Consider the following 23,903-nt stretch of genomic DNA (forward strand, 5'->3'; position numbering starts at 1 on the left):
CCGGTCGTTCCAAGAGGCCCTGCCGGCCGCTCGGAACGCCGGAACCCGCCCAGCGGCTGCGGAACCGGCATGAATGCTGGAAAGCACCTACATCAGATGAATCAGCGCCTGGTGTAGGTTTGGTTGAAAGGTTTGTTCGTAAGCCATTTACGAGTTTGTTTCGCCAGCCCCGAAGGCTGACGGCATTACCCCTGTAGCAACGGACTACAGTCCATCTAGGAGAAGGCACGATGAAGTCGAACATGAAGCAACTGATTGCCATGACCGGTCTGGGCCTCGGCGCCCTGTTCACCGCGCAGGCCCACGCCGATTACTCGGTGGCAATCGCAGGTCCGATGACCGGCGCCTACGCGTCGGCCGGCGAGCAGATCAAGCGCGGTGCGGAAATGGCCGTTGCCGACATCAACGCCAAGGGCGGTGTCCTCGGCCAGAAGCTGAAGCTCGAAATCGGCGACGACGCCTGCGATCCGAAGCAGGCCGTGTCGGTGGCCAACGCCATGGTCAACAAGAAGATCGTCTTCATGCACGGTCACTGGTGTTCCAGCTCGACCATCCCGGCTTCGGACATCTACAACGAAGCGCAGATCCCGATGGCAACGGTGTCGACCAATCCGCAGGTCACCGAGCGCGGCCTGAAGAACATCTTCCGCATCATGGGTCGCGACGACCAGCAGGGCGGCATCGCCGGCGGCTACATCGCCTCGCACTTCGCCGGCAAGAAGGTCGCCGTGATCGACGACAAGAGCGCCTACGGCAAGGGCCTGGCCGACGAAATGGCCAAGGGCATGACCGCCAAGGGCCTGAAGCCGACGCTGCGCGAATCGATCACCGCCGGTGAAAAGGACTACTCGGGTCTGGTCTCGAAACTGAAGGCAGCCAACGTTGAAGTGCTGGCCTACGGCGGCTACCACACCGAAGTCGCGCTGATCCTGCGCCAGGCCAAGCAGGCCGGCATGAAGCTGACCGTGATGGGCGGCGACACGATGAGCAACAACGAGCTGGTCACCGCCGCCGGCGGCAATGCCGACAGCGTGATGTTCACCTTCGCGCCGGACGCACGCGCCAACCCGGCCGCCGCCGAAGTCGTGAAGCAGTTCCGCAACGCCAAGGTCGAGCCGGATGGCTACGTACTCTACGCCTACGCGGCCATGCAGCTGTTCCAGCAAGCCGCAACCCAGGCCAAGAGCGTGAAGTACGGTGACCTGCAGAAGGCACTGTCCAGCGGCACGTTCAACACCGTGGTCGGCAAGCTGTCGTTCGATGCCAAGGGCAACCTGAAGGCACCGGGTTTCGTCGTCTACCAGTGGAAGGGCAACAAGTACGAGATGGTCAAGTAAGTCTTGGCTTGACCCGTCCGCGCCGGCTTGCCGGCGCGGCACCCGGGCCGGTCGGCATCGCCCCCAGGCCGCCGGCCCGCACGCACCACAGGAGCCCAGGGAGACCGGGCACCAAGCCCGACTCCTTCGAGGTCGCGTTTCCCGCCGTCCAGGCCGGAACGCCGCCCCTCCACCTCATCTTCCGGAGCAAGTCGTCATGATGGGACAATTCATTCAACAGCTGATCAACGGCCTTACGCTGGGCTCCGTATACGGCCTGATCGCGCTGGGTTACACGATGGTGTACGGCATCATCGGCATGATCAATTTCGCGCACGGCGACATCTACATGATCAGTGCGATCATCGCCGTCACCGTGCTGACCCTGCTCGGCTCGCTCGGCATCATGGCCGTGCCGGTCGCGCTGCTCATCACCCTGGTCGTCGCGATCGTGTTCACCTCGGTCTACGGCTGGTCGGTCGAACGGATCGCCTATCGGCCTTTACGCAATGCCTCGAGGCTGGCGCCGCTGATCTCGGCGATCGGGATGTCGATCTTCCTGCAGAACATGGTCCAGCTGACCCAGGGCGCCCGTGTCAAGCCGATCAATGCCCTGCTGCCCGGCGGCTTCGAGCTGTTCACCAGCAACGGCTTCACCGTCCACCTCGCCTATACGCAGATCATGATCATCGCCGTCACCGCGGTGCTGCTGGTGGTGTTCACCTACCTGATCACCAAAACGTCGTTCGGCCGGCAGCAGCGCGCCTGCGAGCAGGACCGCACGATGACGGCGCTGCTCGGCATCAACGTCGACCGGACCATCTCGATGACCTTCGTCATCGGTGCCGCACTCGCCGCCGTCGCGGGGGTAATGGTCACCGTGTACTACGGCGTCGTCGATTTCTCGATCGGCTTCGTCGCCGGCATCAAGGCCTTCACCGCCGCCGTGCTCGGCGGCATCGGCTCACTGCCCGGCGCCATGCTCGGCGGTCTGATCATCGGCATGATCGAATCGTTCTGGAGCGCCTACCTGTCGCCCGAATACAAGGATGTCGCCACTTTCGTGCTGCTGATCCTTGTACTGATGTTCCGCCCCAGCGGCTTGCTGGGTCGTCCGGAAGTGGAGAAAGTCTGATGACCACACACGCTCACAACCTGCCGAACGTGGCCAGCCGGCTCAAGGACGCCACCGGCATCGCGCTGGTGTCCCTGCTGCTCGGCGTGCCGATGATCGGCCTGAAGACCGTCGATGCCGGCGGCGCGCTCGCCATCGCGACGCGCTGGCCGTGGCTGCTGGCCTTCGTCGCGACGATGTTCGTCGGCCGCCTCGTCCTGCAGTTCGTGCTCGATCACGTGAAGCTGAACAAGGCCAAGCGTGCCCGTACCCGCCCTGAAATCGGCGCAACGCGGCCGTGGCTCAAATGGATCGGCTATGGCGTGGTCGGTTTTGCCCTCGTGCTGCCGATCGCGTTTTCCGGCAACCGCTACGTTGTCGACACCGCCACCACCGTGCTGATCTACGTGATGCTGGGCTGGGGCCTGAACGTCGTCGTCGGCCTCGCCGGCCTGCTCGACCTCGGCTACGTCGCCTTCTATGCCGTCGGTGCCTACACCTACGGCCTGCTGTCGACCCACTTCGGCTGGGGCTTCTGGGAAACCCTCCCGGTCGCCGGTGCCGCGGCTGCAACATTCGGCGTCATCCTCGGCTGGCCGACGCTGCGGCTGCGCGGCGACTATCTGGCGATCGTGACGCTGGGCTTCGGTGAAATCATCCGGCTGATCCTCGTCAACTGGACCGACTTCTCCGGTGGCCCGAACGGCATCGGTTCGATCCCGCGTCCGACCTTCTTCGGCCTGCCGTTCTCGCCGGACAGCGACGCCGGCCCGACCTTCGCGTCGTTCTTCCACCTCGAGTACTCGCCCGAACACCGGGTGATGTTCCTCTACTACCTGATCCTGGTGCTGGCGCTGCTGACCAACCTGTTCGTTTCGCGCATGCGCAAGCTGCCGGTCGGTCTGGCCTGGGAAGCGGTGCGCGAGGACGAAGTTGCCTGCAAGGCGCTCGGGATGAACGTCACCAACGTCAAGCTCTCGGCCTTCGCGATCGGCGCCATGCTCGGCGGTTTTGCCGGCGTGTTCTTCGCCGCGCGCCAGGGCTTCATCTCGCCGGAAAGCTTCGTGTTCTCCGAATCGGCCACCATCCTCGCCATCGTCGTGCTCGGCGGCATGGGCAGCCAGCTCGGCGTGGTGATCGCCTCGGTGCTGCTGGTACTGCTGCCGGAACTGGGCCGCGACTTCTCCGAATACCGGATGCTGATGTTCGGCGCGGCAATGATCCTGATCATGGTGTGGCGACCGGGCGGCCTGATCGCCCATCGCGAACCGACTTACCGACTGGCGAAAAAAGGAGCGCAGGCATGAGCGAAATGCTGCTCGAGGTAGACCGCCTCACGATGCGCTTCGGCGGCCTGACCGCGATCGACGACCTGTCGGTTGCCGTGCCGAAGGGCAAGATCACGTCGATCATCGGCCCGAACGGCGCCGGCAAGACGACGTTCTTCAACTGCCTGACCGGCTTCTACAAGCCGACCGAGGGCAGCGTGCGGATGCACCACCCGGTGCACGGCCCGCTGCTGCTGAACGAGATGCCGTCGTACCACGTCGCCCGCAAGGCCGGTGTCGTACGGACCTTCCAGAACATCCGGCTGTTCCCGAACATGTCGGTGCTGGAAAACCTGATCGTTGCGCAGCACAACGCGCTGCAGACCGCGTCGCGCTTCTCGCTCGCCGGCCTGTTCGGCCGCGCCGGCTTCAAGCAGGCACGCGAAGCCGCGCTGGAAAAGGCCGAGATGTGGCTGACCCGGCTCAAGCTGATCGAGCTGGCCGACACCGCCGCCGGCAACCTGTCGTACGGCACGCAACGACGGATCGAGATCGCCCGCGCGCTGTGCGTCGACCCGCTGCTGCTCTGCCTCGACGAACCGGCCGCCGGCCTGAACCCGCGCGAATCGGCCGAGCTGAACGAACTGCTGCTGTACCTGAGCCGCGAACACGGCAAGGGCGTGCTCCTGATCGAGCATGACATGAACGTCGTGATGCGCGTGTCCGACCACATCTGCGTGCTCAACTTCGGTACCAAGATCGCCGAGGGCACGCCGGAGCAGGTCCAGAACGATCCGAACGTCATCAAGGCGTACCTGGGCGAAGAAGACGCCGACGACAAGGAGGCTGCATGAGCACCATGCTTGAATACTCGGGCGTGCACGCCTACTACGGTGCGATCCACGCACTGCGCGGCGTCGACCTCGTCGTCAACGAAGGCGAGATCGTCACGCTGATCGGTGCCAACGGCGCCGGCAAGTCGACGCTGATGATGACGCTGTTCGGCAAGCCGACCGCGTCGAGCGGGCAGATCCGCTTCCAGGGCGACGACATCACCCGGACGCAGACGCACAAGATCTCGCGCGAGGGCATTGCGCTGGTGCCGGAAGGCCGGCGCATCTTCCAGCGCATGACGGTGATGGAAAACCTGCAGATGGGCGCGACCTTCGCCGACAAGGCGAATTTCGATGCCGACCTGAAGCGCATGTTCGAGATGTTCCCGATCCTCGAAAAGCGCCAGCAGCAACGTGCCGGCACGCTGTCGGGCGGCGAACAGCAGATGCTGGCCATCGCTCGCGCGCTGATGGGCCGGCCCAAGCTGCTGCTGCTCGACGAACCGTCGCTGGGGCTCGCGCCGCTGTACATCAAGCAGGTGTTCAAGATCATCAAGGAGCTGAACACCCGCGACAAGATGACCATCCTGCTGGTCGAGCAGAATGCCCACCACGCGCTCAAGGTCGCGCACCGCGCCTACGTGCTGCAGCACGGCGAAATCGTCCTCACCGGCACCGGCGAGGAACTGCTCGCCAGCGCCGAGGTGCGCGCCGCCTACCTCGAAGGCAGCCACTGACCGCCCCTTCGTTCCCGCCCCACGCCCGGCTTGCCCGGGCGTGTTTCATTCCTCCTTCCACGCCGCCCCGATGAACTTCAACCGCTACACGCTGTACCTGATCGCATCGATGGCGCTCGTCGGTGCCAATGTCGGCATCGGCAAGACCATCGTGATGGCGCTGCCGGTGACGCTCTTCGCATTGCTGCGCTTCGTCATCGGCGTTGGCGTGCTGCTGCCGCGCTACCGTCTCGAAAAAATGCGCACCGTCACGCGCAAGCAGTGGCTGGGGCTGTTCCTGCAGGCGCTGTTCGGCACCTTCCTGTTCACGCTGCTGATGCTGTACGGCGTGTCGCATACCAGCGCGCTGGCCGCCGGCGTGATCACCAGCACGATTCCGGCTGTCGTCATCGTGCTGTCGTGGCTGCTGTTGCGCGAAAAGCTCGGCCCGCGCGCGCTGATCGCCGTTGCGCTGGCGGTGCTCGGCATGGTGATCATCAACGTGAACCGGGCCGGCGATGCCGGTGAATCGTCGCTGCTGGGCAACGCGATGATCGCCGGCGCGGTCGTCTGCGAATCGGTCTACGTGATCCTGTCCCGACGCCTCACGCAGTCGCTGCCGGCGATCGACATCTGCGCGTACACGCACCTGATCGGCCTCGGGCTGATGCTGCCGCTCGGCCTCTCGGCGTGGTGGCATTTCGATTTCGCCAGCGTCGATGCACCGACCTGGGCACTGGTGTTCTGGTACGGCCTCGCCGCCAGCGTGCTGTCTTTCTGGTTGTGGATGAAGGGCATCCGCCACGTCCCGGCGCAGCAGGCCGGTGTCTTCACCGCCGCACTGCCGGTCGCCGCAGTCGGCTACGCGATCGTCTTCCTGCAGGAAAAACCGGCACCGGCCCACGCGATCGCACTGCTGTGCGTGCTCGGCGCCATCGTGCTGGCCAGCGCGCAGGAACAGCACTAGCGGTCTCAGCCCGGGGCCGCCGTGCCGGCGAAAGCGGATCCGTTACACGCCGCTTTCCACCCGCTCGGCGCACGTCTGGCCGGCCGCGCTGCCGACGGTACGCATGCGTCACCGCAGCAAAGTCGTAGCCCCCTTCGGTACATAGATCTGCAACGCAATTACGTTCAACAATGAATGGATCTTCGTCAGCAATTACCTGAATATTTCATTCGCAAAAATTTCTTCAAAATTGCATACGTGATAGCATTTTTGATCGTTGCCGCCCTTTGGCGCCGGCCGATCATCATGCAGCACAACACGCACGCCGGTGACCGCACTGCCCACCGGCCGACCTTGCGTGCTGCCTGCGCTGCGCCGATGAAACCTGCGAATGATCCGGCAGGCTTTTCAAAAGGAAAGTCGAATGGCCCGTCCCCTCCCCCCGCTGGACTTGCTGATCGGCTTTGAAGCCGCCGCGCGACGGCTGAGTTTCTCCAAGGCCGGCGAAGAAATCTTCCTGACCCAGTCCGCCGTCAGCCGGCAGATCAGAAAGCTCGAAGAACATCTGGGCCTGCCGCTGTTCGAACGCCAGCACCGCGCCTTGGTCCTGACCGAACACGGGCACGTCCTGTTCGAAGTGGTGAGCAACGCGCTGGCGCAACTGTCCGAAACGGTCGAAGGCCTCAAGCAGAAGCCGCACAACCGGGAAATCGCGATTTCCACGACCACGGCGTTCTCCGCGCTCTGGCTGGTTCCGCGGCTGCCCCGGTTCAGCGCCCAGTATCCCGAGGTGGCGCTGCACATCGACGCGGACAACCGGATGATCAACCTGAAGCAGTCGGAAATCGACCTCGCCATCCGTTACTGCAGCGCGGAGCAGACCCCGGCCGAGTCGAGCGTTTTCCTGTCCGGGGAGGAAATCTTCCCGGTCTGCAGCCCGGCACTGCTGCGGCGCAACGGCCGGAAGCTGAACTGCGTCGACGATCTGCGACACCACACCCTGCTGCATCTGGCCGATCCGCAGAACGCCTGGCCGTGGCTGCAATGGTCGAGCTGGTTTCGTGACGCCGGATCGGACCTGCAGGTCGGCGACATCGGCTTCCGTTTCAGCCAGCTTGACCAGACGATTCAGGCGGCGGTCCGGGGGCACGGCGTGGCGTTGGGCAGCTCGCCGCTGGTCGACCACCTGCTCGAAGAAGGCGTGCTGGTCGCGCCACTGGCCGAACGCGTCACCAGCCCCCGGTCCTTCTACCTGTGCCAGGGCGAGCGCCGCGACCGGATGACCACGGATTTCGTCTCCTGGCTGCGGACCTCGATGGCGCGATCGCCGGCACGATAAGCCGGCCCCCGCTCAGGCGAACTGCGGGTGCGCCGATGCGTATCCCTCCTGCCGGAGCCGTTCGATCAGCCGCGTCCCGACCAGCGCCACCGACGCCATCCGGGTCGGATTCATGTGTGCGCGCAGATCGGTTTCCAGATGCACCAGGCCATCGTCCGAATGCGTCGCGCAGACGCGGAACGCCTCCGCCAGCGCGGCCTCGTGATCGATGCCCTTGAACACCTGCTCGGGCAGCACCACGCCCTCGCCCGGATCATTGGGGACGACCATCGCCCGGATGGCCGGCCAGCCGATCTCGGCCAGCAAGGCCCGGGTTTCCGGCGCAGCCGGATCGGCCGGAACACGCCCCTTGACGAAGCGGGTCGGCACATCGGTCAGGTACTCGACGAACTCGACCCCGGACTCGCGATCGACGAAAGCCAGCAGCTCGACATTGCGGGCACCGGGAAACAGCGACTGGCTCGGACGGTACGAGCCTTCGCTGGCCACCGCACGCGGCACCCCGGTTGCGTCGCAAGCACGCCTTGCCTTTTCCAGCGCCGCTTCGAACGCAGTCCCCGGGCGGCGGATGTCACCGGAAAACGTGCCCAGGGCGTCGGTATCGTAGTCGACGGGCAGCAAGACCTGAAAGCCGAGCAGCGCCAGCGCCGGCGCCAGCACCGCTTCCTTGCCATGCATGGTGGCGATCAGGATTTCGGGGGCGCTTGCGTTCCCCGCAACGCGGCTCAGCAGCAACGGAGCCGTGCCGGTGGTACCGTGCTGCGGCGCGTTTTCTTTGTTTGGGGTAGCCATGTGAATTCCGTTTGATGAGGCGTGGTGAGCACTAGGCCGCGAGTGGCCGCTGTTCCGGCAGCGTTTCCACGCCGGCGCAGGTCAGGCGGGCAAAAGGCTCGAGAATCGCCGTTGCATGCGCGTGCATCGAGGCTTCCGACAACTCGCGGGAGGCGCGGGCCGCGCAGGCATCCTCGACAAAGGCGAAGCGATTCCCGCGGTGGTAGCCGTCGACGATGGTCGAAAGGCAACACATCGTGCTGCCGTAGCCGATAACCACGAATTCGTGGTCGGCGTGCTCGTCGACGAACTGGACGAAGGCGGCCGACGAAAACGCCGAGTAATTGCCCTTGACCGCCAGCGTCTCGCCCGCTTCGGGGACGAATCCGTCGATGAAATCGGCGGTATCCGAGCCACGGCCGAACAGGTCGCCGTCCTGAAGGTGCTGGACGTGCACGATGGGCCAGCCTTCGCTGCGGGCAAAGCTCAGCACGTCGTAGGCGTTCTTCAGCGACGGGCCGATCGACCTGATCTGGAACTTGCGGCCTTCGGCAATGTATTCACGCTGGATATCGATCACGACAAGCGCTTTCATGGCATTTCTCCTTCTGGGTGGGTGAGGTTTTGAAGCAGGTGGGTCAGCAAGGCCAGACGGTCCCGATAGGCCGTTTTCAGCATGTGCTCCTTGTCCGAATGCATCCCGCCGCCGTAAGGGCCGACGCCGACCAGCAGCTGGATGCCGGTCTCGGACAGGTTGTTGCCGTCGCTGCCATAACCCACGGCCTGCGCACGGAACGGCTGGCCGACGGCGCGGGCACTGGCTTCGGCAAGCGCGGCAAGCGCGGCGGTACGCTCGACCGGCAAAGGCGGCAACTCGGCGAGCTGGACGATCTCGGTGCGCGTGCCGAGCTGAAGCCGGTCGTTGTAAACGTCGCTCTGCTTGGCGATGGCACCGACCGCGGCATAGGTACGGTCCCAGTCGGCGATCGACCGGAAGCGCACGTCAAACGTCACGCTGGCCTTGTCGCACACGACATTGGGCTTGGTGCCGCCTTCGATGACGCCGGGGTTCAGCGTCAGGCCTTTCGCCGGCTGCGCCAGCGCGCTGATCCGGGCGATCTTCCTCGCGAGGTCGAGGCAGGCATCGATGCCGTTCTCGGGTTCCAGCCCGGCATGGGCAGCCTTGCCGGTCGAGGTCAGCTTGATCCAGCGCACGCCCGACTGGCTGCTGACAACCGCGCCATCCTCCAGCCCGGGCTCGAACACCAGTCCGTACGGAATGTCCTTGGCGAGCGCCTGCAGCGTTTTCTTGGAATGCGGCGAGCCGATTTCCTCGTCGTCGTTGATCACCACACGCACATGCTGCAGCCGGCCGGCCGCCTTGAGCTGCGCCAGCACGTTCAGCATCAGTACCAGCCCGCCCTTCATGTCGATGACACCCGGCCCCGCCAGCCGCTCGCCGTCGTCGACGAAATGCTGAAAACCGCCGCTCTTCGGGAATACCGTATCCAGATGGCCGACCAGCAGCACCCTCGGAGCGCCGTCAGCGGTGTCGAAACGCAGTACCTCGCGCCCCGTGTCGGCCAGCGGCTGGCGTGTCGCGCTCAGGCCGAGCACCTCGAAAGCCGGCACGAGCACATCGCGCGCCTGCGCCAGCCCAGCGACATTGCGGGTCTCGGTATTGATCTCGACAATCCGCTGCAACAGCTGCACATACCCCGGATCGATCACCGGCGTGGCCGCAGTCGCGCTACCGCAAAGTGCAAGGCCCAGCACACCGCTTGAAACCAGCCGCTTCATCCCCTGCTCCTTTCCGTCGCTGCGATCCGTTTTGCACTTCTGAACGCGCCGTGTTCGAGCGGACCCAGCAACTGGGTACTGTTTTCCGGCCGGTTCAGCACCATCGGCGTACTGCCGATGTGCATCGACGGCGACACCAGTTGCGGCTGTTCGCTCAGTTCCATCTCGATGTAGTCGTGATCGGAGAACGAAAAGGCGCTGCCGACCGGGCGAAAACCGTAGCCCTCGTAGAACCCCCGCAGCCTTGCCTGTGCATGCAGATAGAAGTGCGAGAAGCCCTTGGTCCGGCCGAGGTCTAGCAGGAACGACAGCAGGCGGTGCGCGTAGCCAAGCCCACGGTATTCCTTGCGGATCGCCAGCCGTTCGATCTTGGCGAAACCGTTGAAGTAACGAAGGCGGGCCGTCAGCACCGGTTCACCGGTCGCGGTCAGGCCGACGATCTGCGTCGCGGCATGGTCGTTGAGGTCGAACTCCTCGCTGTACGGGCAAAGCTGCTCGTGCATGTAAACGATGGCCCGCACCAGCATTGCCTTGAAGCGCTCGTCCTCGTTCTCGACGATCTTGATCGTCAGATCAGCGTGATCGGGCAGCGCAGCCGCTGCGCCCGGTTTATGCAATTGATGAATCGTCATCATGAATTCGCCATCCTATGAATTGACGCGGGTCAGCACTGGTTTTCCAGCTCGCGCGGAGCGCTGAGCGCGACAATCATTTCCTGCACCGTCGGCGTCGTCAGGCCGATTTCGCCATTGCGAATTGCGGTAGCCGACACCTTGTCGCGGCGGACGACCGGATAGGGATAGACCCAGCCGGATTCGTCGTAAATGCTGCGCACCCACATGCCGCCGAGATCGCTGCCATGAATGCCGTGAACGGCCCGGTGATGCGCCACTTTCCGGATATGTTTCAGCACGGCGTAAAAGCCCCCCCGTGCATATTCGTCGGGCAATGACAGCACTTCGACCTTGCCGCTCAACCCGGCTTCCGCCACGGCCGCACGCATCATTGCAAGGCGGGTGTCGTATTCGTAAAAACGCGATCCGGTCGGAAAATAATTGACATGCACATCGGCGCGTGCCGTTTTTTCATAGATGCGCATCCCCCGTTCATGACGCGCAATCCTGATTTCTCCCCGCTGCAATGCCTGCGCATGCAATTTCGGTACCGTCGTGCTGTGGATATAGACTTTCTCCAGCCCGCGCGATTCGATGGCCTGGCGAATCAGCGCCAGATGCGTTTTGTGAATGGGATTGAAAGTGCCGAAGAACACGCCGATACCGCCGGGCCTGAAAAACACCGCGCGCAGATCCGACGCCAGACCGATGGCGAAGAACAGCGAGCCGAACGTCAGCCCCAGCAGCAGGAAGGCCGTTTTCGACCAGCCCAGCCCGATCGTCGCCAGCGCGGTCACGACGATATTGATCGACAGTGCAATCAGCACATTGCGGTTGCGGTCACCGATTTCGCGATTCGACAAGGCCAGCGCCACATACTGCATGCCTTGCGATGCGCACGTCGTAATCAGCGCAACCCCCAGCACGCCGCCCAATGTATCGATTTGCCGGGAAGGGAAAACGCCACCGACCGTCAGCACCAGGAAGATGCCGATATTGAACGCAAGCTGGGGAATGAAACGCCCCAGCCGGCCCAGGCTGATTCGGGCCGTATGCAGATTGATGATCTCCTCGATTTTATTGCTCAGTTTCGAGTAGTACGGAATAAAGAATCCGACAAAGGCGCACAGCGCAATCAGTGCAATATTATCGAAGGCATGATGTGCAGCACCATAACTCACATACATCAATGCACCAATGGTCAAACCCAATTGAACCGAAGGACTTAGCATATACAACCGGCGTTCCATTGCTCACCCCTTCTTGATGTTTTATCCAGAAAATTCACACCGAAACCGGATTGAATACAAAAGAAATACGAACCATGGTCTGGCATGCGCTGACCCGTATGCGATTTCAGTCATTCATATCAAAGCAACCCGGCCGGTCGCCAATCGGCGCCAACCGGTATTGACGGAAGTGATTGTGGTGATTAGCCAATACGCGGACAAATGATTTTTTGGCACAGCTTGCATGCGCCGCTGGAATGCAGCGCGATCCGGAGGAGCCGGTGACAAGGACGCCCTGAACATCTCCGGGTCGCGCCACCGTCAGGGCGCGTACAATGGTGGATTGCCTGCTGAAGACGTACTGCCATGACCGACCCCATCCGCCTTTCCAAACGCATGACCGAACTCGGTCTGTGCTCGCGCCGCGAAGCCGACGAATTCATCGAACAGGGCTGGGTCCGCGTCGACGGCCAGGTGGTCGACGTCCTCGGCAGCCGCGTGCTGCCGCACCAGAAAATCGAGCTGCAGCGCCGTGCCGCCGCGGTTCAGGCCGAACGCGTCACGATCCTGCTGCACAAGCCGGCCGGCTTTCTGGCCGGCCAGGGCGAACCTGGGATTCGCCCGGCATGGCAACTGGTCAAGCCGGAAACGCACTTCGCCGGCGACCGCTCGGGCATTCATCCGCTCAAGCGTCATTTCAGCCACCTGTCCGCCGCCGGCTGGCTCGATCTTGCCGCGTCGGGACTGATGGTGCTGACGCAGGACGGCCGTGTTGCCAAATCACTGCTGGCCGACGATCTCGACTACGAGAAGGAATATCAGGTGCGTGTCGTCGGGACGATCACCGAGGAAATGGTGTCGCTGCTGAACCGGACCTACACCATCGACGGCGTCACCTGGAAGGCCGCCAAGGTCAGCCAGCAAAGCGAGAACCAGCTGCGCTTCGTGCTGCGCGAGTCGCACAAGAAGCAGATTCAGGAACTGTGCGAGGCCGTCGGCCTGCGCGTGGTCGGCATCAAGCGGCTGCGCATCGGCCGCGTGGGCCTCAAGGACCTGCCGGAAGGCCAGTGGCGCTTTCTGCGCCAGGACGAGCGCTTCTGATCACGCGTCCGATCGCACCCCGTTCGAAAAAGCCCACTGTCGAAGTGGGCTTTTTTCATGCCGGGCAGGCAAGTGCCGCAGCCCGCCACGCGGCAGCGGTCGCCGACACGGCATGAGGCCCGGCTTCCGCTCCCGCACAAAATATATACAAATGGCATCCACGATACGGTCAACATACCGTACGTCGCATGATGCTGACCCACTCCCTCCCCGATCAAGACGCGCGCCGTGCCCGCATACACGCACGGGCCCGCGCGCAGCCAGACGGAATGCCTTGGCCCATGAACAAAATCATGATCATCGAGGATGATCTCCGCCTTTCCAGACTGATTGCCGATTTTCTCGAGCAGCACGGCTATCTGGTCAATACCGAGCACCGCGGTGACACCGCGGTGGCGGCGGTCAAGCGCGTGAAGCCCGACGTGGTCGTGCTCGACATGATGCTGCCGGGCAAGGATGGCCTGCAGATCTGCCGCGACCTGCGCGAATGGTCGAACCTGCCGGTACTGATGCTGACGGCGCGCGAGGAAGATATCGACCAGATCCTCGGCCTTGAAGCCGGTGCCGACGACTACGTGATCAAGCCGGTCGAACCGCGCGTACTGCTGGCGCGCATCCGTGCGCTGATGCGCCGTCAGAACGCGCCGTCCGGCTCGCCGGACAGGCTGCAGTTCGGTGCACTGACGATCGACAGCGGCACGCGCTCGGTGACACTGGATGGCGAGGAAGTCGATACCGGCACCGCCGAATTCGAACTGCTGTGGCTGCTGGCGACGAGCGCCGGCAAGGTCTTGTCGCGCGATGCGATCCTCACCGCGTTGCGCGGCGTCGACTACGACGGCATCGACCGCAGTGTCGACGTCGGCGTCAGCAAGCTGCGCAAGAAGCTCGGCGACGATCCGCGCGAACCGCGGCGGATCAAGACCGTCTGGGGCAAGGGTTACCTGTTCAGCCGCGACGAGTGGGAGAACTGACATGCTGCGTCTGTTCATCCGCGTCTACCTGATCCAGCTCATCGGCTTCGCCATCGCGATCACCGCGCTCGAGTACGGCCTCGACTACATCACCCGCCCCTACCAGCAGGAGCTGAACTACGAGATGGGGCGCGGCTCGTTCGGCTATCTGGCCGACGAACTGCGCGGCAAACCGCTGGCAGAGCAGCAGGCACAGATCCGCAAGTGGCAGCCGAACTACGGACTTGGCCTGCGGCTGGTCGACGGCGCGCGGATGACGATCGAAGCCGACGAGCGTGCGCTGCTCGACAGCGGCAAGTTCTTCGGCCGCGACGAGTTCGAGCTATTCTTCGTGCCCATCGACTGGCCGCGCAGCAAGACGCTGCTGGAAATCCACGTCAAGCCGCCGCCGCGCACGCTGATCCTGACGATCCAGACCGGCTCCTATCTGCTGCTGGCGCTGACGTTCGCCTTCTGCCTCTACCTGTGGTTCCGGCCGCACTGGCGCGACCTGCAGCAGCTCAAGGCCGCGGCAAAGCGGTTCGGCGACGGCGACCTCGGCGCGCGGGCCGGGGCGTCGAAACGTTCGTCGATCCGTGACCTGACCACACAGTTCGACATCATGGCGACACAGATCGAATCACTGGTCGCCAGCCGTCGCGACCTGACCAATGCGGTGTCACACGAGTTGCGCACCCCGATGGCGCGGCTGTCGTTCGAGCTGGATGCCGCGCGCAAGCTCGACGATCCGGCGCAGTGGCGCGCGCTGATCGGCAATATGCGTCAGGATCTGACGGAGCTGGAAACGCTGACATCCGAATTGCTGAGCTTTGCCCGGCTCGAGCATGCCGGCAGCGCCTTTGCCCAGGAGGCCGTTCGCGCCGACGACTGGCTCGACAGTGTCGTCGCCATGGTCGCACTCGAAGCCGAAGCCCGTGGTGTCCGCTGCTCGGTCAGCGCCGGAGTCCCGGACACCGTCACCCTCGACGCCCGGCAGATGGCTCGCGCACTGATCAATGTGGTCCGCAACGGCGTCCATCATGCCCGGTCTCGCGTCGAGGTCAGTCTGGTTCAGACCGGTTCGCGGTACACGCTCTCGATCGACGACGACGGCTGCGGCATTCCCGAGGGTGAGCGGCGCCGCGTTTTCGATCCGTTCGTCCGGCTGGACGAAAGCCGCAACCGCGCCACCGGCGGTTTCGGCCTCGGGCTGGCCATCGTCCAGCAGATCGTCAAGTCGCATCAGGGTGAAGTCCGCATCGAGGACTCACCGCTCGGCGGAGCACGCTTCGTACTGCACTGGTGAAACGGGCGCCGCATGAGGCGGCGCCCGGCAGACCGGCCCGACCGGTCAGAAGGTGTAATTCAGCGTCAGCAGCGCCGAGTAATTGGTCTTGGTATCCAGCAGCGGGCTGTTCTCCACCTCGCCGGCAAACTGCGTCACGCCTGCCGACAGGTCGGTGTTCCAGTTTTTGGTCCACTTGTGGGTCCAGTTGACCGTGGCGGTATAGCTGTTGATGCCCGAACCGGCCTCGTAGGCCTTGAAGCGGCTGGTCCTGCTCTGTGCCTGCGTCACGCCGAAATAGGTCTGGTTGTACTTGCTGTCACCCAGCTGCACCGATCCGGCCAGGCCGATGGTATCGGTCTCGCTCAGCTCGAACGCATGGCCCAGCTGCACGCTCCACGACAGCCCGCGGTCGCGGTTGCTCAGCGCCTGCTCGGCAGACAGGGTGAACATGGTCGCCGGCGTGATCATGAAACCCAGCGACGTCGTGCCGAGCACCGATCCCTTGACGTCGCCCATGCCCTTGAGCCGGTCCGAGCCGGCGCCGAGATCCTTGTCGGTCTCGGCACGGCCGAAGTCGTAACCGACGCCGATCGACAGTACGAATTGCTCGCCGATCTGCGTCTGCCAGCCGACGCCCTGCAGCGGATCGAAATAGATGCCCTGCGGCGTCAGCATGTGGACGTTGAAATAGGGGCCGAACTGGTAGTCCTTGCTGCCGGCGAACTTCGGCGCATAGGCCACGCCGGCGCCGAGCGTGTATTCCGACTCGGTAAACCAATCGCCGACGCCGGTGGTGATTGCATCGATGCGGGGATCGGCCAGCGCCGGGGCGGCGGCCAGTCCCGTCAGCAGCAGCAGGGTATTGCGTTGTAACAGCGTTCGCATGTGAGGAAGACTCCGGTGAAAACAGACCGGAGTATGCGAAGCGCATGGGGTCGACTTGTCGGAGAACTGTGGGCAACTTGTAAAAATTCGTGAAATCACGAAGAAAGCAAGCACGGCGTTGTAGAGCGTGCTTCTCGCGCAACACTTTCAATACAATATCTCCACACTTTCGCCGAAGGCGGGACCGACGGATTTTCGACACTGCTGCTGTCGCCACTTCCGATGCCCTCGCCATGCGCCAGCCTGCTTGTTCTTCCGTCCTTCCGCCGCCCCGCCGCTCCGCCTTTGCCGCCCCGAGCGACGGTTCGGTCGCCATCCTGCTGGTTCACGGCCTCGGCGGTACCGACCGCGACCTCGGCTCGCTGGGCAAGGTGCTGCAGCGCGCCGGCATCACCACCCACACGCTGACCTTGCCCGGCCACGGCGGCCGCCCGGAGGACCTGTACGACGTGCAGGCCGAGGACTGGATCGCCACCGTTGTCGCCCACTATCGCGCGCTGTCGGTGCGCTACGAAACGCTGCACCTGATGGGCATGTGCCTCGGCGCGCTGCTGGCGATCGAAACGGCCAAGCGCGTCGACCTGCGCAACGGCCGGCTTGTCGCGCTGGCGCCGCCGGTGTTCATCGACGGCTGGGCGATGCCCTGGTACCGCGAACTGCGTCACGTCGTTTACCACGTGCCGGGGCTGATGCAGCTGATGCGCATCCCCGAAGCCGAACCCTACGGCATCAAGAACGAACCGATGCGTGCACTGGTCAAGGCCAAGCTCTGCGACGGCAACACCTTCCACTATCCGTGGGTGCCGCTGTCCTGCATTCGCGAGGTCGACCGGGTGCGGCGCTGGGTCCGGTCCGAACTCAATCGCGTGCGTGCCGCCACGCTGATCGTCCACGCGCGCGAGGATGAACTGACCAGCCCGCGTTCGGCCGCACTACTCAAGCGCCGGATCCCGCACAGCCGCGCGGTCATCGTCGAAAACAGCTACCACATGATCTGCGTCGACAATGACCGGAAGCAGGTCGCGACCGAAGTCCTCAGCCATCTCGGGCTCGGCCACGCGGCTCAGTCGTCGTCCTGCACCGCCTTGTAGCCTGCCGAAAGGCGCTGCTGGACCTCCGGCGGCACCGCATCGTAGTGGCTGAGCGTCAGCGCGTAAGCGCCCTGGCCGCCGGTGATCGCCTTGAGCCGGCCGGCATAGCCGTCGAGTTCGGCCAGCGGAACGTGGCCGCGGATCAGCACCAGTTGCTGCGACAGCGTCTCGGTGCCGCTGACCTGCCCGCGCCGTCCCGACAGGTCGGCCGTCAGGTCGCCCAGCCGGGACTCGGGCGCGGTGATCTCGATCTCCACCACCGGTTCGAGCACGACCGGCGCAGCCGCCTGCAGCGCCTCGAGCATCGCCTTGCGCCCGGCGGCCTGGAAGGCGACATCCTTTGAATCGACCGAATGGCTCTTGCCATCGTACACGGTCACCTTGATGTCCTCGATCGGGCTGCCCGACACCGGGCCGGCAGCCAGCGCCGCACGCACGCCCTTCTCTACCGACTGGATGAATTGCCCCGGGATCACGCCGCCCTTGACCGCATCGACAAAGGCAAAGCCCGCGCCGCGCTGCTGCGGCTCGATCCGCAGGAAGACCTCGCCGAACTGGCCGGCACCACCGGTCTGCTTCTTGTGGCGATGGTGGCCCTCGGCCGGACGCGTGATCGTTTCCCGGTACGGTACCCGTGGCACGCTGGTCTGGACTTCGAGCCGGTAGGTGCTCGCCATCCGGTCGAGCAGATAGCGCAGGTGCATTTCGCCCATGCCCCGCAAGACCGTCTCGTGCGTCACGGTGTCGTGATCGACCTTCACGCACGGGTCCTCCATCTGCAGCCGGTGCAGCACTTCGCCGATGCGCTGCTCGTCGCCGTGCCGCTTGGGCTGGATCGCCAGCCCCTGCATCGGCGCCGGAAACGCGCTCGGCTGCAGATGGATCAGATCCTCGTCGTGCGAATCGTGCAGCACGACATCGAAGGCAATGTCGTCGACCTTGGCAATGGCGCCGAACTCGCCCGGCAGCAACCGGTTGACCTCGTCGTAGCGCTTGCCCTGCACCCGCAGCAGGTGGCCGACCTTGAACGGCTTGCGGCCGTCGCCGATGAGCAGTTGCGAGTCGCGCGCCACCGTGCCCTGATGAACGCGGAAGACGCCGAGCTTGCCGACATACGGATCCATCACCACCTTGAACACGTGTGCCACCACGTGTTTGTCCGGATCCGGCACCGCGCGGAACACGCCGGATTTGCCCTTGATGAACGGCGGTGGATTGCCTTCGCGCGGGTTCGGCGCAAGCTTGGCCAGCACGTCGACCAGTTCCGGCACGCCGACACCGGTGCGCGCCGAAACGAAGCAAAGCGGAATCAGGTGCCCCTGCCGCAACGCGGTTTCGAACGGTGCATGCAGTTCGGCCGGCGTCACCTCGCCCTGTTCAAGGTAGCGCGCCATCAGTACCTCGTCGACCTCGACGACCTGATCGATCAGCGCCTGATGCGCATCGGCCACCGACGAGAAATCGGCCTCGCCGTCGGGCGAAAAAAAACAGTCGACGACGCGACTGCCTTGCCCGGCCGGCAGATTGATCGGCAGGACCTCTCTGCCGAAGGCCTCGCGCAGATCGGCGAGCAAGGCGGGCAGATCGACACGCTCGGCATCGATCTTGTTCACGACCAGAATCCGGCACAAGCCGCGATCCGCCGCCGCATCCATCATCCGCCGCGTCGACAGCTCGATGCCGTTCTGCGCATTGACGACGACCAGCGCGGTATCGACCGCCGTCAGCGCCGCCAGCGCCTGACCGATGAAATCAGGATACCCGGGCGTGTCGATCAGGTTGACCGTGACGTCGTCGTGCTCGAATCGCGCGAGCGCCGACGACAGCGAATGGCCGTATTCGCGCTCGAGCGGATCGAAATCGCAGACGGTATCGCCGCGCTCCAGTGCGCCCATCGCCGCAATGGCCCCGCTTTTGAACAACAGCGCCTCGGCCAGCGTCGTCTTGCCGCTGCCGCCGTGGCCGACCAGTGCAACCGTGCGGACTGCTTCAACCGGATCGTGGGACATCGCCGTCTCCAAACCTTACGGGTGTTTGGAGTATAGCGACGACAAGCAAGGCCGCCATCCCGGATGGTTCGCCCTTGCGCCTGATCGGCCGGCGTCCGCGCGGGTCGGATCGACTTCGTCGCGGCGCGCGGGTCCTTCGCTTCTACTGTGCTTGCGCCGTTTCGAGCTGCCGGGCCTGCGCGGCCAGAGCATCGAGCGACAGATCGCTGCCGGCAAGTGCAGCCGGCATGCCTTCCGGTGTACCAAGGAAGAAGCACTGCTTCGCCTGAACGGTGTTGCCGAACAGAATGCCGCCGGTGTAGCCGGGGATGTACGGCCCCATGACCAGATTGATCGAAACACTGAAACGCCCGTCCGCGCCGTTGAGCAGCGTCGTGCCACCACCCGGCGTTTGCGTAACCTTGCCACTGACGGGAATGGCGTAGTCCTTGTGATCGAGCGTGATCCGGAATTCACCGGCAAGCTCGTCGCCTTTCGGGGCCAGATCGACGAGCCAGGCCTTGTGCAGCAATTCGGATTCGTGATCGAAAATGGCGAGCGTAATCGTGTTCGAGGGATGGGACATCGCGGTTTTCCTTTGAAGGGGTGGATGGCAGCCTTTCGCCTTCGCCGCCGTGGCGACGCGCAAAAGTCTTCCGGTCAGGTCTTGCGCCGGATTGATGATAGTTGTCCGGCACCTGCTTCACCCGGGCACCGCCACCCCCCAAAAAAAACGCAGGCACAAGCCGGCGTTTTTGCGGACGAAGCGGGCTCAGCCCAACCGGGTCCGGATCGAAGCTTCGATCCCCGCGGCGTCGAGGCCGCAATCGGCGAGCAACTGCTTCTGTTCACCGTGCTCGACGTAATCGTCGGGCAGGCCGAGCTGCAGCACCGGTTTGACGATACCCTGCTTCATCATGCTTTCGAGCAGCGCACTGCCTGCGCCGCCCATGATGGCGTTTTCCTCGACCGTGACGATCAGATCGTGCGCAGCGACAAGTTCTGCGACCAGTGCATCGTCGAGCGGCTTGACGAAGCGCATGTTGGCCACCGTGGCGTCGAGCGCGTCGCCGGCCTTCAGCGCGGGTTCGAGCAGCGTACCGAACGCCAGGATCGCGACCTTGCTGCCGCGGCGGGCGACACTACCCTTGCCCCAGGGCACGCCGGTCATCCCGGTTTCGACTGCGACACCCGTGCCGGAGCCGCGCGGATAACGCACCGCCGCCGGGCCCGGATGCTGGTAGGCGCTGTAGAGCATCTGCCGGCACTCGTTTTCATCGCTTGGGGCCAGCACAGCCATGTTCGGAATGCAGCGCAGGAACGAATAATCGAACGAGCCGGCGTGCGTCGGGCCGTCGGCACCGACGAGACCAGCGCGGTCGATCGCAAACGTCACGTCGAGGTTCTGCAGCGCAACGTCGTGGACCAGCTGGTCGTAGGCACGCTGCAAAAAGGTCGAATAGATCGCCACCACCGGCTTGAGCCCTTCACAGGCGAGGCCGGCGGCGAAGGTCACCGCGTGCTGCTCGGCGATGCCGACGTCGAAATAGCGGTCCGGGAATTCCTGCTCGAAGCGCACCAAGCCCGAGCCCTCGCGCATCGCCGGCGTGATGCCGACGAGCTTGTCATCCTTGGCCGCCATGTCGCACAGCCAGTCGCCGAACACCTGGGTGAACGAAACCTTGGCGCCGGCTTTGCCGCCGGCCATGCCGTTCTCGGGCTGGAACGGCGTCACCGCGTGATACTTGACCGGATCGTCGACGGCCAGCTTGTAACCCTGCCCCTTCTTGGTCACCACGTGCAGGAACTGCGGTCCCTTCAGCTGCTTGATGTTCGCCAGCGTCGTCACCAGCGCATCGAGATTGTGGCCGTCGACCGGGCCGATGTAGTTGAAGCCGAGCTCCTCGAACAGCGACGCCGGCGTCAGCAGCGCCTTGACGTGCTCTTCGCCCTTCTTCGCCAGCTCCTTCAGCGGCGGCACCGCGCCGAGCACCTTTTCGGACGCATTGCGGAAGCCGTTGTAGAACTTGCCCGACAGCAGCTTGGCCAGATAATTGTTGAACGCGCCGACATTGGGCGAGATCGACATTTCGTTGTCGTTGAGGATCACCAGGAGGTTGGTGTCCCGACGATGGCCGGCGTTGAACAGTGCCTCGATCGCCTGGCCGGCGGTCATTGCACCGTCGCCGATCACCGCGATCGCATGTCGTTGTTCACCGTTGATCAGCGCCGCCTCGGCCATGCCCAGCGCCGCGCCGATCGACGTGCTCGAGTGGCCGACACCGAAGGTGTCGTACTCGCTCTCGTCACGCTTCGGAAAGCCGGCCAGACCGCCCTGCTTGCGCATCGTGTTCATGCGTTCGCGCCGGCCGGTGAGGATCTTGTGCGGATAACTCTGGTGGCCGACGTCCCACACCAGCCGGTCTTCCGGGGTGTTGAACACGTAATGCAGCGCGATCGTCAGTTCGACCGCACCGAGGTTCGAAGCGAAGTGGCCGCCGGTATGGCTGACCGAGTCGAGCAGGAAGGCGCGCAGTTCTTCTGCCAGCGGCGCGAGCTGCTTGCGGTCGAGCTGGCGCAGATCGGCGGGCGTATTGATGGTTTCAAGCAGCATGGATCAGAACCGGCGATCGACGATGAAGTCGGCAAGTTGATTCAACCGGAGGGCGCGATCGCCGAACGGTGCGAGTGCGGCGCGGGCGTCGGCCAGCAGTTCGGCGGCCTTGTCCTTGGCGCCCTTGAGGCCGAGCAGCGCGACATAGGTCGGCTTGTGGTTGGCCGCGTCCTTGCCGGCGGTCTTGCCCAGCGTGGCGGTATCGGCCTCTTCGTCGAGGATGTCATCGACGACCTGGAACGCCAGACCGACGCACTTGGCGAAATGGTCTAGCCGCGTGCGCTCGTCATCCGACAAGGCCGTGCCACAGGCGGCACCCAGCGCGACCGAAGCGCGGATCAGCGCACCGGTCTTGAGGATGTGCATCAGTTCGAGCTGCGGCAGCGTCAGGGTTTCACCGACGCTGTACAGGTCGATGCCCTGTCCGCCGCACATGCCGTGGCTGCCCGAGGCGCGCGCCAGTGTGCGCACCATGCCGAGCTGCACGACCGGATCATCGGCCAGCGGCCTGGCGGTCAATGCGTCGAACGCGGCGGTCTGCAGCGCGTCGCCGGCAAGCAGCGCCGTCGCCTCGTCGTACTTCACGTGCACCGTCGGCTTGCCGCGGCGCAGCACGTCGTTGTCCATCGGCGGCATGTCGTCATGGACCAGCGAGTACGCGTGGATCATCTCGACCGCGCCAGCGGCATGGTCGAGCCGGGCCGGATCGGCGCCGACGAGTTCGCCGGCGGCGAACGCCAGCAAGGGACGAACGCGCTTGCCGCCATCGAGCACCGCATAGCGCATCGCCTCGTGCAGGCGCGCAGGGTGCTGGTTTGCCGGCGGCAGCAGCGCATCAAGCACGGTTTCAACCCGCGCCTGCACGGCGTGCATCCAGTCTGAAAACGGGGCGTTGGATTCGATCAAGGTCATTCGGACTCCGGCTGGAAGGGCTTGAGCTGGCCGGCTTCGAGGATTTTCAGTTGCTGTTCGGCGTCGGCGAGCTTGCCCTGGCAGAAACCGAGCAGGGTCTGGCCGCGCTGGTAGGCATTGAGCGCCGCTTCAAGCGGCAGGTTGCCGGCTTCGAGCTCGGCAATCAGGGCTTCGAGTTCACGCAGTCCGGACTCGAAATCGGCCGGCGTTGCGGCCGGCGTTTTGGCTGCTTTTGGCATGGGGGCAAGGGCGGCAGGAAATCCGGCCAAAATACCCCCAAGCCACGCCGGAAGTCAATCACAGACTGGGTTTCAGCCCGGTTTCAGGCCAGCAGCGCGCGATGCAGGAAACCGTCGAGAAGCCGGTGCTCCTTCAGGTACAAGGTCACCGTGTGCTGCGCCTCCGGATACGGATAGAGCCGCACCGACGGATGGGCCGCCAGCCGCAGCGCATGCACCGCATCCAGACAGACCGCCTCGGCATTGTCGCCGCCGGCACTGGTGCCGAAACCGACGTGCAGCTCGCCCCGGTAATCGTGCTCGGCGAGCAAGGCCGTCAGGTCATCGCACAGGCCGGCCGGCGGACGCTCGGCCAGCGCCTGCATCACCGGCAGCCAGCGCCGTTCGTTGTACAGCAAGGCCTCGTCGACCTTCAGGTGCGACAGCGGGCCGAATGCGGCAATCCGCGCCGCGCCGAGCCGTACGCCGTAATGAATGGCGCCATAGGCCCCCATCGACTCGCCCATCGTCGCCACGTAGGACGGACGGATCCGCTCGATCAGCGTTTGCAGGCTGGCCAGCGTTTCATCCACGCTGTCACCCAGCCCCTTTACGCCCTGCTGGTACCACTGGCTGCGGCGGTCGCGCAGCAGGATGCGGTTGATCGGCCGGCCGGCGATGTCGGCCAGTTTGCGGGTCCGGCCCCAGCCGTAGAAACCGGGGTTGCCGTTCCAGTCGACGAAGGCAAAGGTGATCACCAGCGGTGCGCCGGGATGGATTTCGTCGATCAGGAACTCGCCGGGCGCGGCCTCGACGAGTTCGCGCGACAGCGCCGGAAACGGCTGGGCAAGAAATTCGGGGGTCAGTATCTGGCTCATTCAGGCTCCATGCTGGACTGGGTTGGCGA

The 23,903-nt window shown here is 64.4% G+C and carries 24 protein-coding genes; 12 read left to right on the plus strand and 12 right to left on the minus strand.

Annotation, left to right across the window (positions count from 1 at the left end; genetic code table 11):
- Positions 1-242: 242 nt before the first annotated feature.
- From JMJ54_RS04590 to JMJ54_RS04625, 8 genes are all read left to right on the plus strand, one after another.
- On the plus strand, positions 243-1,337 hold the full coding sequence (locus JMJ54_RS04590; RefSeq protein ID WP_203536748.1) for a branched-chain amino acid ABC transporter substrate-binding protein: 1,095 nt from the start codon (positions 243-245) through the stop codon (positions 1,335-1,337).
- 196 nt (positions 1,338-1,533) lie between these two features.
- Positions 1,534-2,451 carry an ABC transporter permease subunit gene (locus JMJ54_RS04595; protein WP_238999853.1) on the plus strand — a complete coding sequence of 306 codons (918 nt, stop codon included), beginning with the start codon at positions 1,534-1,536 and terminating at the stop codon, positions 2,449-2,451.
- Positions 2,451-3,737, plus strand: coding sequence for a high-affinity branched-chain amino acid ABC transporter permease LivM (gene livM / locus JMJ54_RS04600; protein ID WP_203536749.1), 1,287 nt, complete (start codon positions 2,451-2,453; stop codon positions 3,735-3,737). Before JMJ54_RS04595 ends, livM begins: the two co-directional genes overlap by 1 nt.
- Positions 3,734-4,552, plus strand: coding sequence for an ABC transporter ATP-binding protein (locus JMJ54_RS04605; protein ID WP_203536750.1), 819 nt, complete (start codon positions 3,734-3,736; stop codon positions 4,550-4,552). Before livM ends, JMJ54_RS04605 begins: the two co-directional genes overlap by 4 nt.
- Positions 4,549-5,268, plus strand: a complete 720-nt coding sequence (locus tag JMJ54_RS04610) for an ABC transporter ATP-binding protein (protein WP_229797367.1) — start codon at positions 4,549-4,551, stop codon at positions 5,266-5,268. The genes JMJ54_RS04605 and JMJ54_RS04610 overlap by 4 nt, the downstream gene beginning before the upstream one ends.
- A gap of 40 nt (positions 5,269-5,308) precedes the next feature.
- On the plus strand, positions 5,309-6,214 hold the full coding sequence (locus JMJ54_RS04615; RefSeq protein ID WP_203536751.1) for a DMT family transporter: 906 nt from the start codon (positions 5,309-5,311) through the stop codon (positions 6,212-6,214).
- Positions 6,215-6,388: 174 nt separating this feature from the next.
- Complete coding sequence (locus JMJ54_RS04620) at positions 6,389-6,661, plus strand: hypothetical protein (protein ID WP_203536752.1); 273 nt, start codon at positions 6,389-6,391, stop codon at positions 6,659-6,661.
- Positions 6,618-7,532 (plus strand): LysR substrate-binding domain-containing protein, encoded by a 915-nt coding sequence (locus tag JMJ54_RS04625; RefSeq protein ID WP_203536753.1) that lies wholly within the window; start codon positions 6,618-6,620, stop codon positions 7,530-7,532. The genes JMJ54_RS04620 and JMJ54_RS04625 overlap by 44 nt, the downstream gene beginning before the upstream one ends.
- A gap of 12 nt (positions 7,533-7,544) precedes the next feature.
- Here JMJ54_RS04625 and JMJ54_RS04630 read toward each other — a convergent pair whose 3' ends face one another.
- Genes JMJ54_RS04630 through JMJ54_RS04650 form a run of 5 tightly spaced genes read right to left on the minus strand, consistent with a single transcriptional unit; the run spans position 7,545 to position 11,967 of the window.
- Positions 7,545-8,324 (minus strand): DUF6671 family protein, encoded by a 780-nt coding sequence (locus JMJ54_RS04630; RefSeq protein WP_203536754.1) that lies wholly within the window; start codon positions 8,322-8,324, stop codon positions 7,545-7,547.
- A gap of 31 nt (positions 8,325-8,355) precedes the next feature.
- Positions 8,356-8,898, minus strand: a complete 543-nt coding sequence (locus JMJ54_RS04635) for an isochorismatase family protein (protein WP_203536755.1) — start codon at positions 8,896-8,898, stop codon at positions 8,356-8,358.
- Positions 8,895-10,103 (minus strand): M20/M25/M40 family metallo-hydrolase, encoded by a 1,209-nt coding sequence (locus JMJ54_RS04640; protein ID WP_203536756.1) that lies wholly within the window; start codon positions 10,101-10,103, stop codon positions 8,895-8,897. Before JMJ54_RS04640 ends, JMJ54_RS04635 begins: the two co-directional genes overlap by 4 nt.
- Positions 10,100-10,738, minus strand: coding sequence for a GNAT family N-acetyltransferase (locus JMJ54_RS04645; protein WP_203536757.1), 639 nt, complete (start codon positions 10,736-10,738; stop codon positions 10,100-10,102). Before JMJ54_RS04645 ends, JMJ54_RS04640 begins: the two co-directional genes overlap by 4 nt.
- Positions 10,739-10,767: 29 nt before the next feature.
- A complete protein-coding gene (locus JMJ54_RS04650; RefSeq protein ID WP_203536758.1) occupies positions 10,768-11,967 on the minus strand; it encodes a nucleotidyl transferase family protein in 1,200 nt (399 codons plus the stop codon).
- 345 nt (positions 11,968-12,312) lie between these two features.
- Here JMJ54_RS04650 and JMJ54_RS04655 point away from each other — a divergent pair, with 345 nt between their 5' ends.
- The 3 genes from JMJ54_RS04655 (at position 12,313) to JMJ54_RS04665 (ending at position 15,306) form a co-directional block, all read left to right on the plus strand.
- A complete protein-coding gene (locus JMJ54_RS04655; RefSeq protein ID WP_203536759.1) occupies positions 12,313-13,047 on the plus strand; it encodes a pseudouridine synthase in 735 nt (244 codons plus the stop codon).
- Positions 13,048-13,328: 281 nt separating this feature from the next.
- The gene (locus JMJ54_RS04660) at positions 13,329-14,021 is read left to right on the plus strand and encodes a response regulator (protein ID WP_275411039.1); all 693 of its coding nucleotides are present in this window, start codon (positions 13,329-13,331) and stop codon (positions 14,019-14,021) included.
- A gap of 1 nt (position 14,022) precedes the next feature.
- Entirely contained in the window at positions 14,023-15,306 is a 1,284-nt protein-coding gene (locus JMJ54_RS04665) for an ATP-binding protein (protein ID WP_203536761.1), read from the plus strand.
- Positions 15,307-15,351: 45 nt separating this feature from the next.
- On the opposite strand, the gene JMJ54_RS04670 is transcribed toward JMJ54_RS04665, so the two are convergent.
- Positions 15,352-16,173 carry a MipA/OmpV family protein gene (locus tag JMJ54_RS04670; RefSeq protein ID WP_203536762.1) on the minus strand — a complete coding sequence of 274 codons (822 nt, stop codon included), beginning with the start codon at positions 16,171-16,173 and terminating at the stop codon, positions 15,352-15,354.
- Between the two features lie 233 nt (positions 16,174-16,406).
- Between JMJ54_RS04670 and JMJ54_RS04675 the strand changes: the two genes are divergently transcribed.
- The gene (locus JMJ54_RS04675; protein ID WP_203536763.1) at positions 16,407-17,264 is read left to right on the plus strand and encodes an alpha/beta hydrolase; all 858 of its coding nucleotides are present in this window, start codon (positions 16,407-16,409) and stop codon (positions 17,262-17,264) included.
- Here the strand turns inward: JMJ54_RS04675 and fusA are convergent.
- The 6 genes from fusA to JMJ54_RS04705 all read right to left on the minus strand — a co-directional run bounded on the left by fusA (position 17,237) and on the right by JMJ54_RS04705 (position 23,874).
- Positions 17,237-19,273, minus strand: a complete 2,037-nt coding sequence (gene fusA / locus JMJ54_RS04680) for an elongation factor G (protein ID WP_203536764.1) — start codon at positions 19,271-19,273, stop codon at positions 17,237-17,239. The two genes, JMJ54_RS04675 and fusA, sit on opposite strands and share 28 nt — an antisense overlap.
- A gap of 142 nt (positions 19,274-19,415) precedes the next feature.
- Positions 19,416-19,838 (minus strand): hypothetical protein, encoded by a 423-nt coding sequence (locus tag JMJ54_RS04685; RefSeq protein ID WP_203536765.1) that lies wholly within the window; start codon positions 19,836-19,838, stop codon positions 19,416-19,418.
- A 186-nt stretch (positions 19,839-20,024) separates the two neighbouring features.
- Positions 20,025-21,866 carry a 1-deoxy-D-xylulose-5-phosphate synthase gene (gene dxs / locus JMJ54_RS04690; protein WP_203536766.1) on the minus strand — a complete coding sequence of 614 codons (1,842 nt, stop codon included), beginning with the start codon at positions 21,864-21,866 and terminating at the stop codon, positions 20,025-20,027.
- 3 nt (positions 21,867-21,869) lie between these two features.
- Entirely contained in the window at positions 21,870-22,778 is a 909-nt protein-coding gene (locus JMJ54_RS04695; protein ID WP_238999854.1) for a polyprenyl synthetase family protein, read from the minus strand.
- Positions 22,775-23,017: an exodeoxyribonuclease VII small subunit gene (locus JMJ54_RS04700; RefSeq protein WP_203536767.1), complete on the minus strand. Its 243-nt coding sequence runs from the start codon at positions 23,015-23,017 to the stop codon at positions 22,775-22,777. The genes JMJ54_RS04695 and JMJ54_RS04700 overlap by 4 nt, the downstream gene beginning before the upstream one ends.
- 83 nt (positions 23,018-23,100) lie before the next feature.
- The gene (locus JMJ54_RS04705; protein WP_203536768.1) at positions 23,101-23,874 is read right to left on the minus strand and encodes a hypothetical protein; all 774 of its coding nucleotides are present in this window, start codon (positions 23,872-23,874) and stop codon (positions 23,101-23,103) included.
- Between the last annotated feature and the right edge of the window lie 29 nt (positions 23,875-23,903).

Origin of the sequence: Jeongeupia naejangsanensis (genome assembly GCF_016865585.1) — a bacterium.
In the GTDB taxonomy this organism is placed as follows: Bacteria; Pseudomonadota; Gammaproteobacteria; order Burkholderiales; family Chitinibacteraceae; genus Jeongeupia; species Jeongeupia naejangsanensis.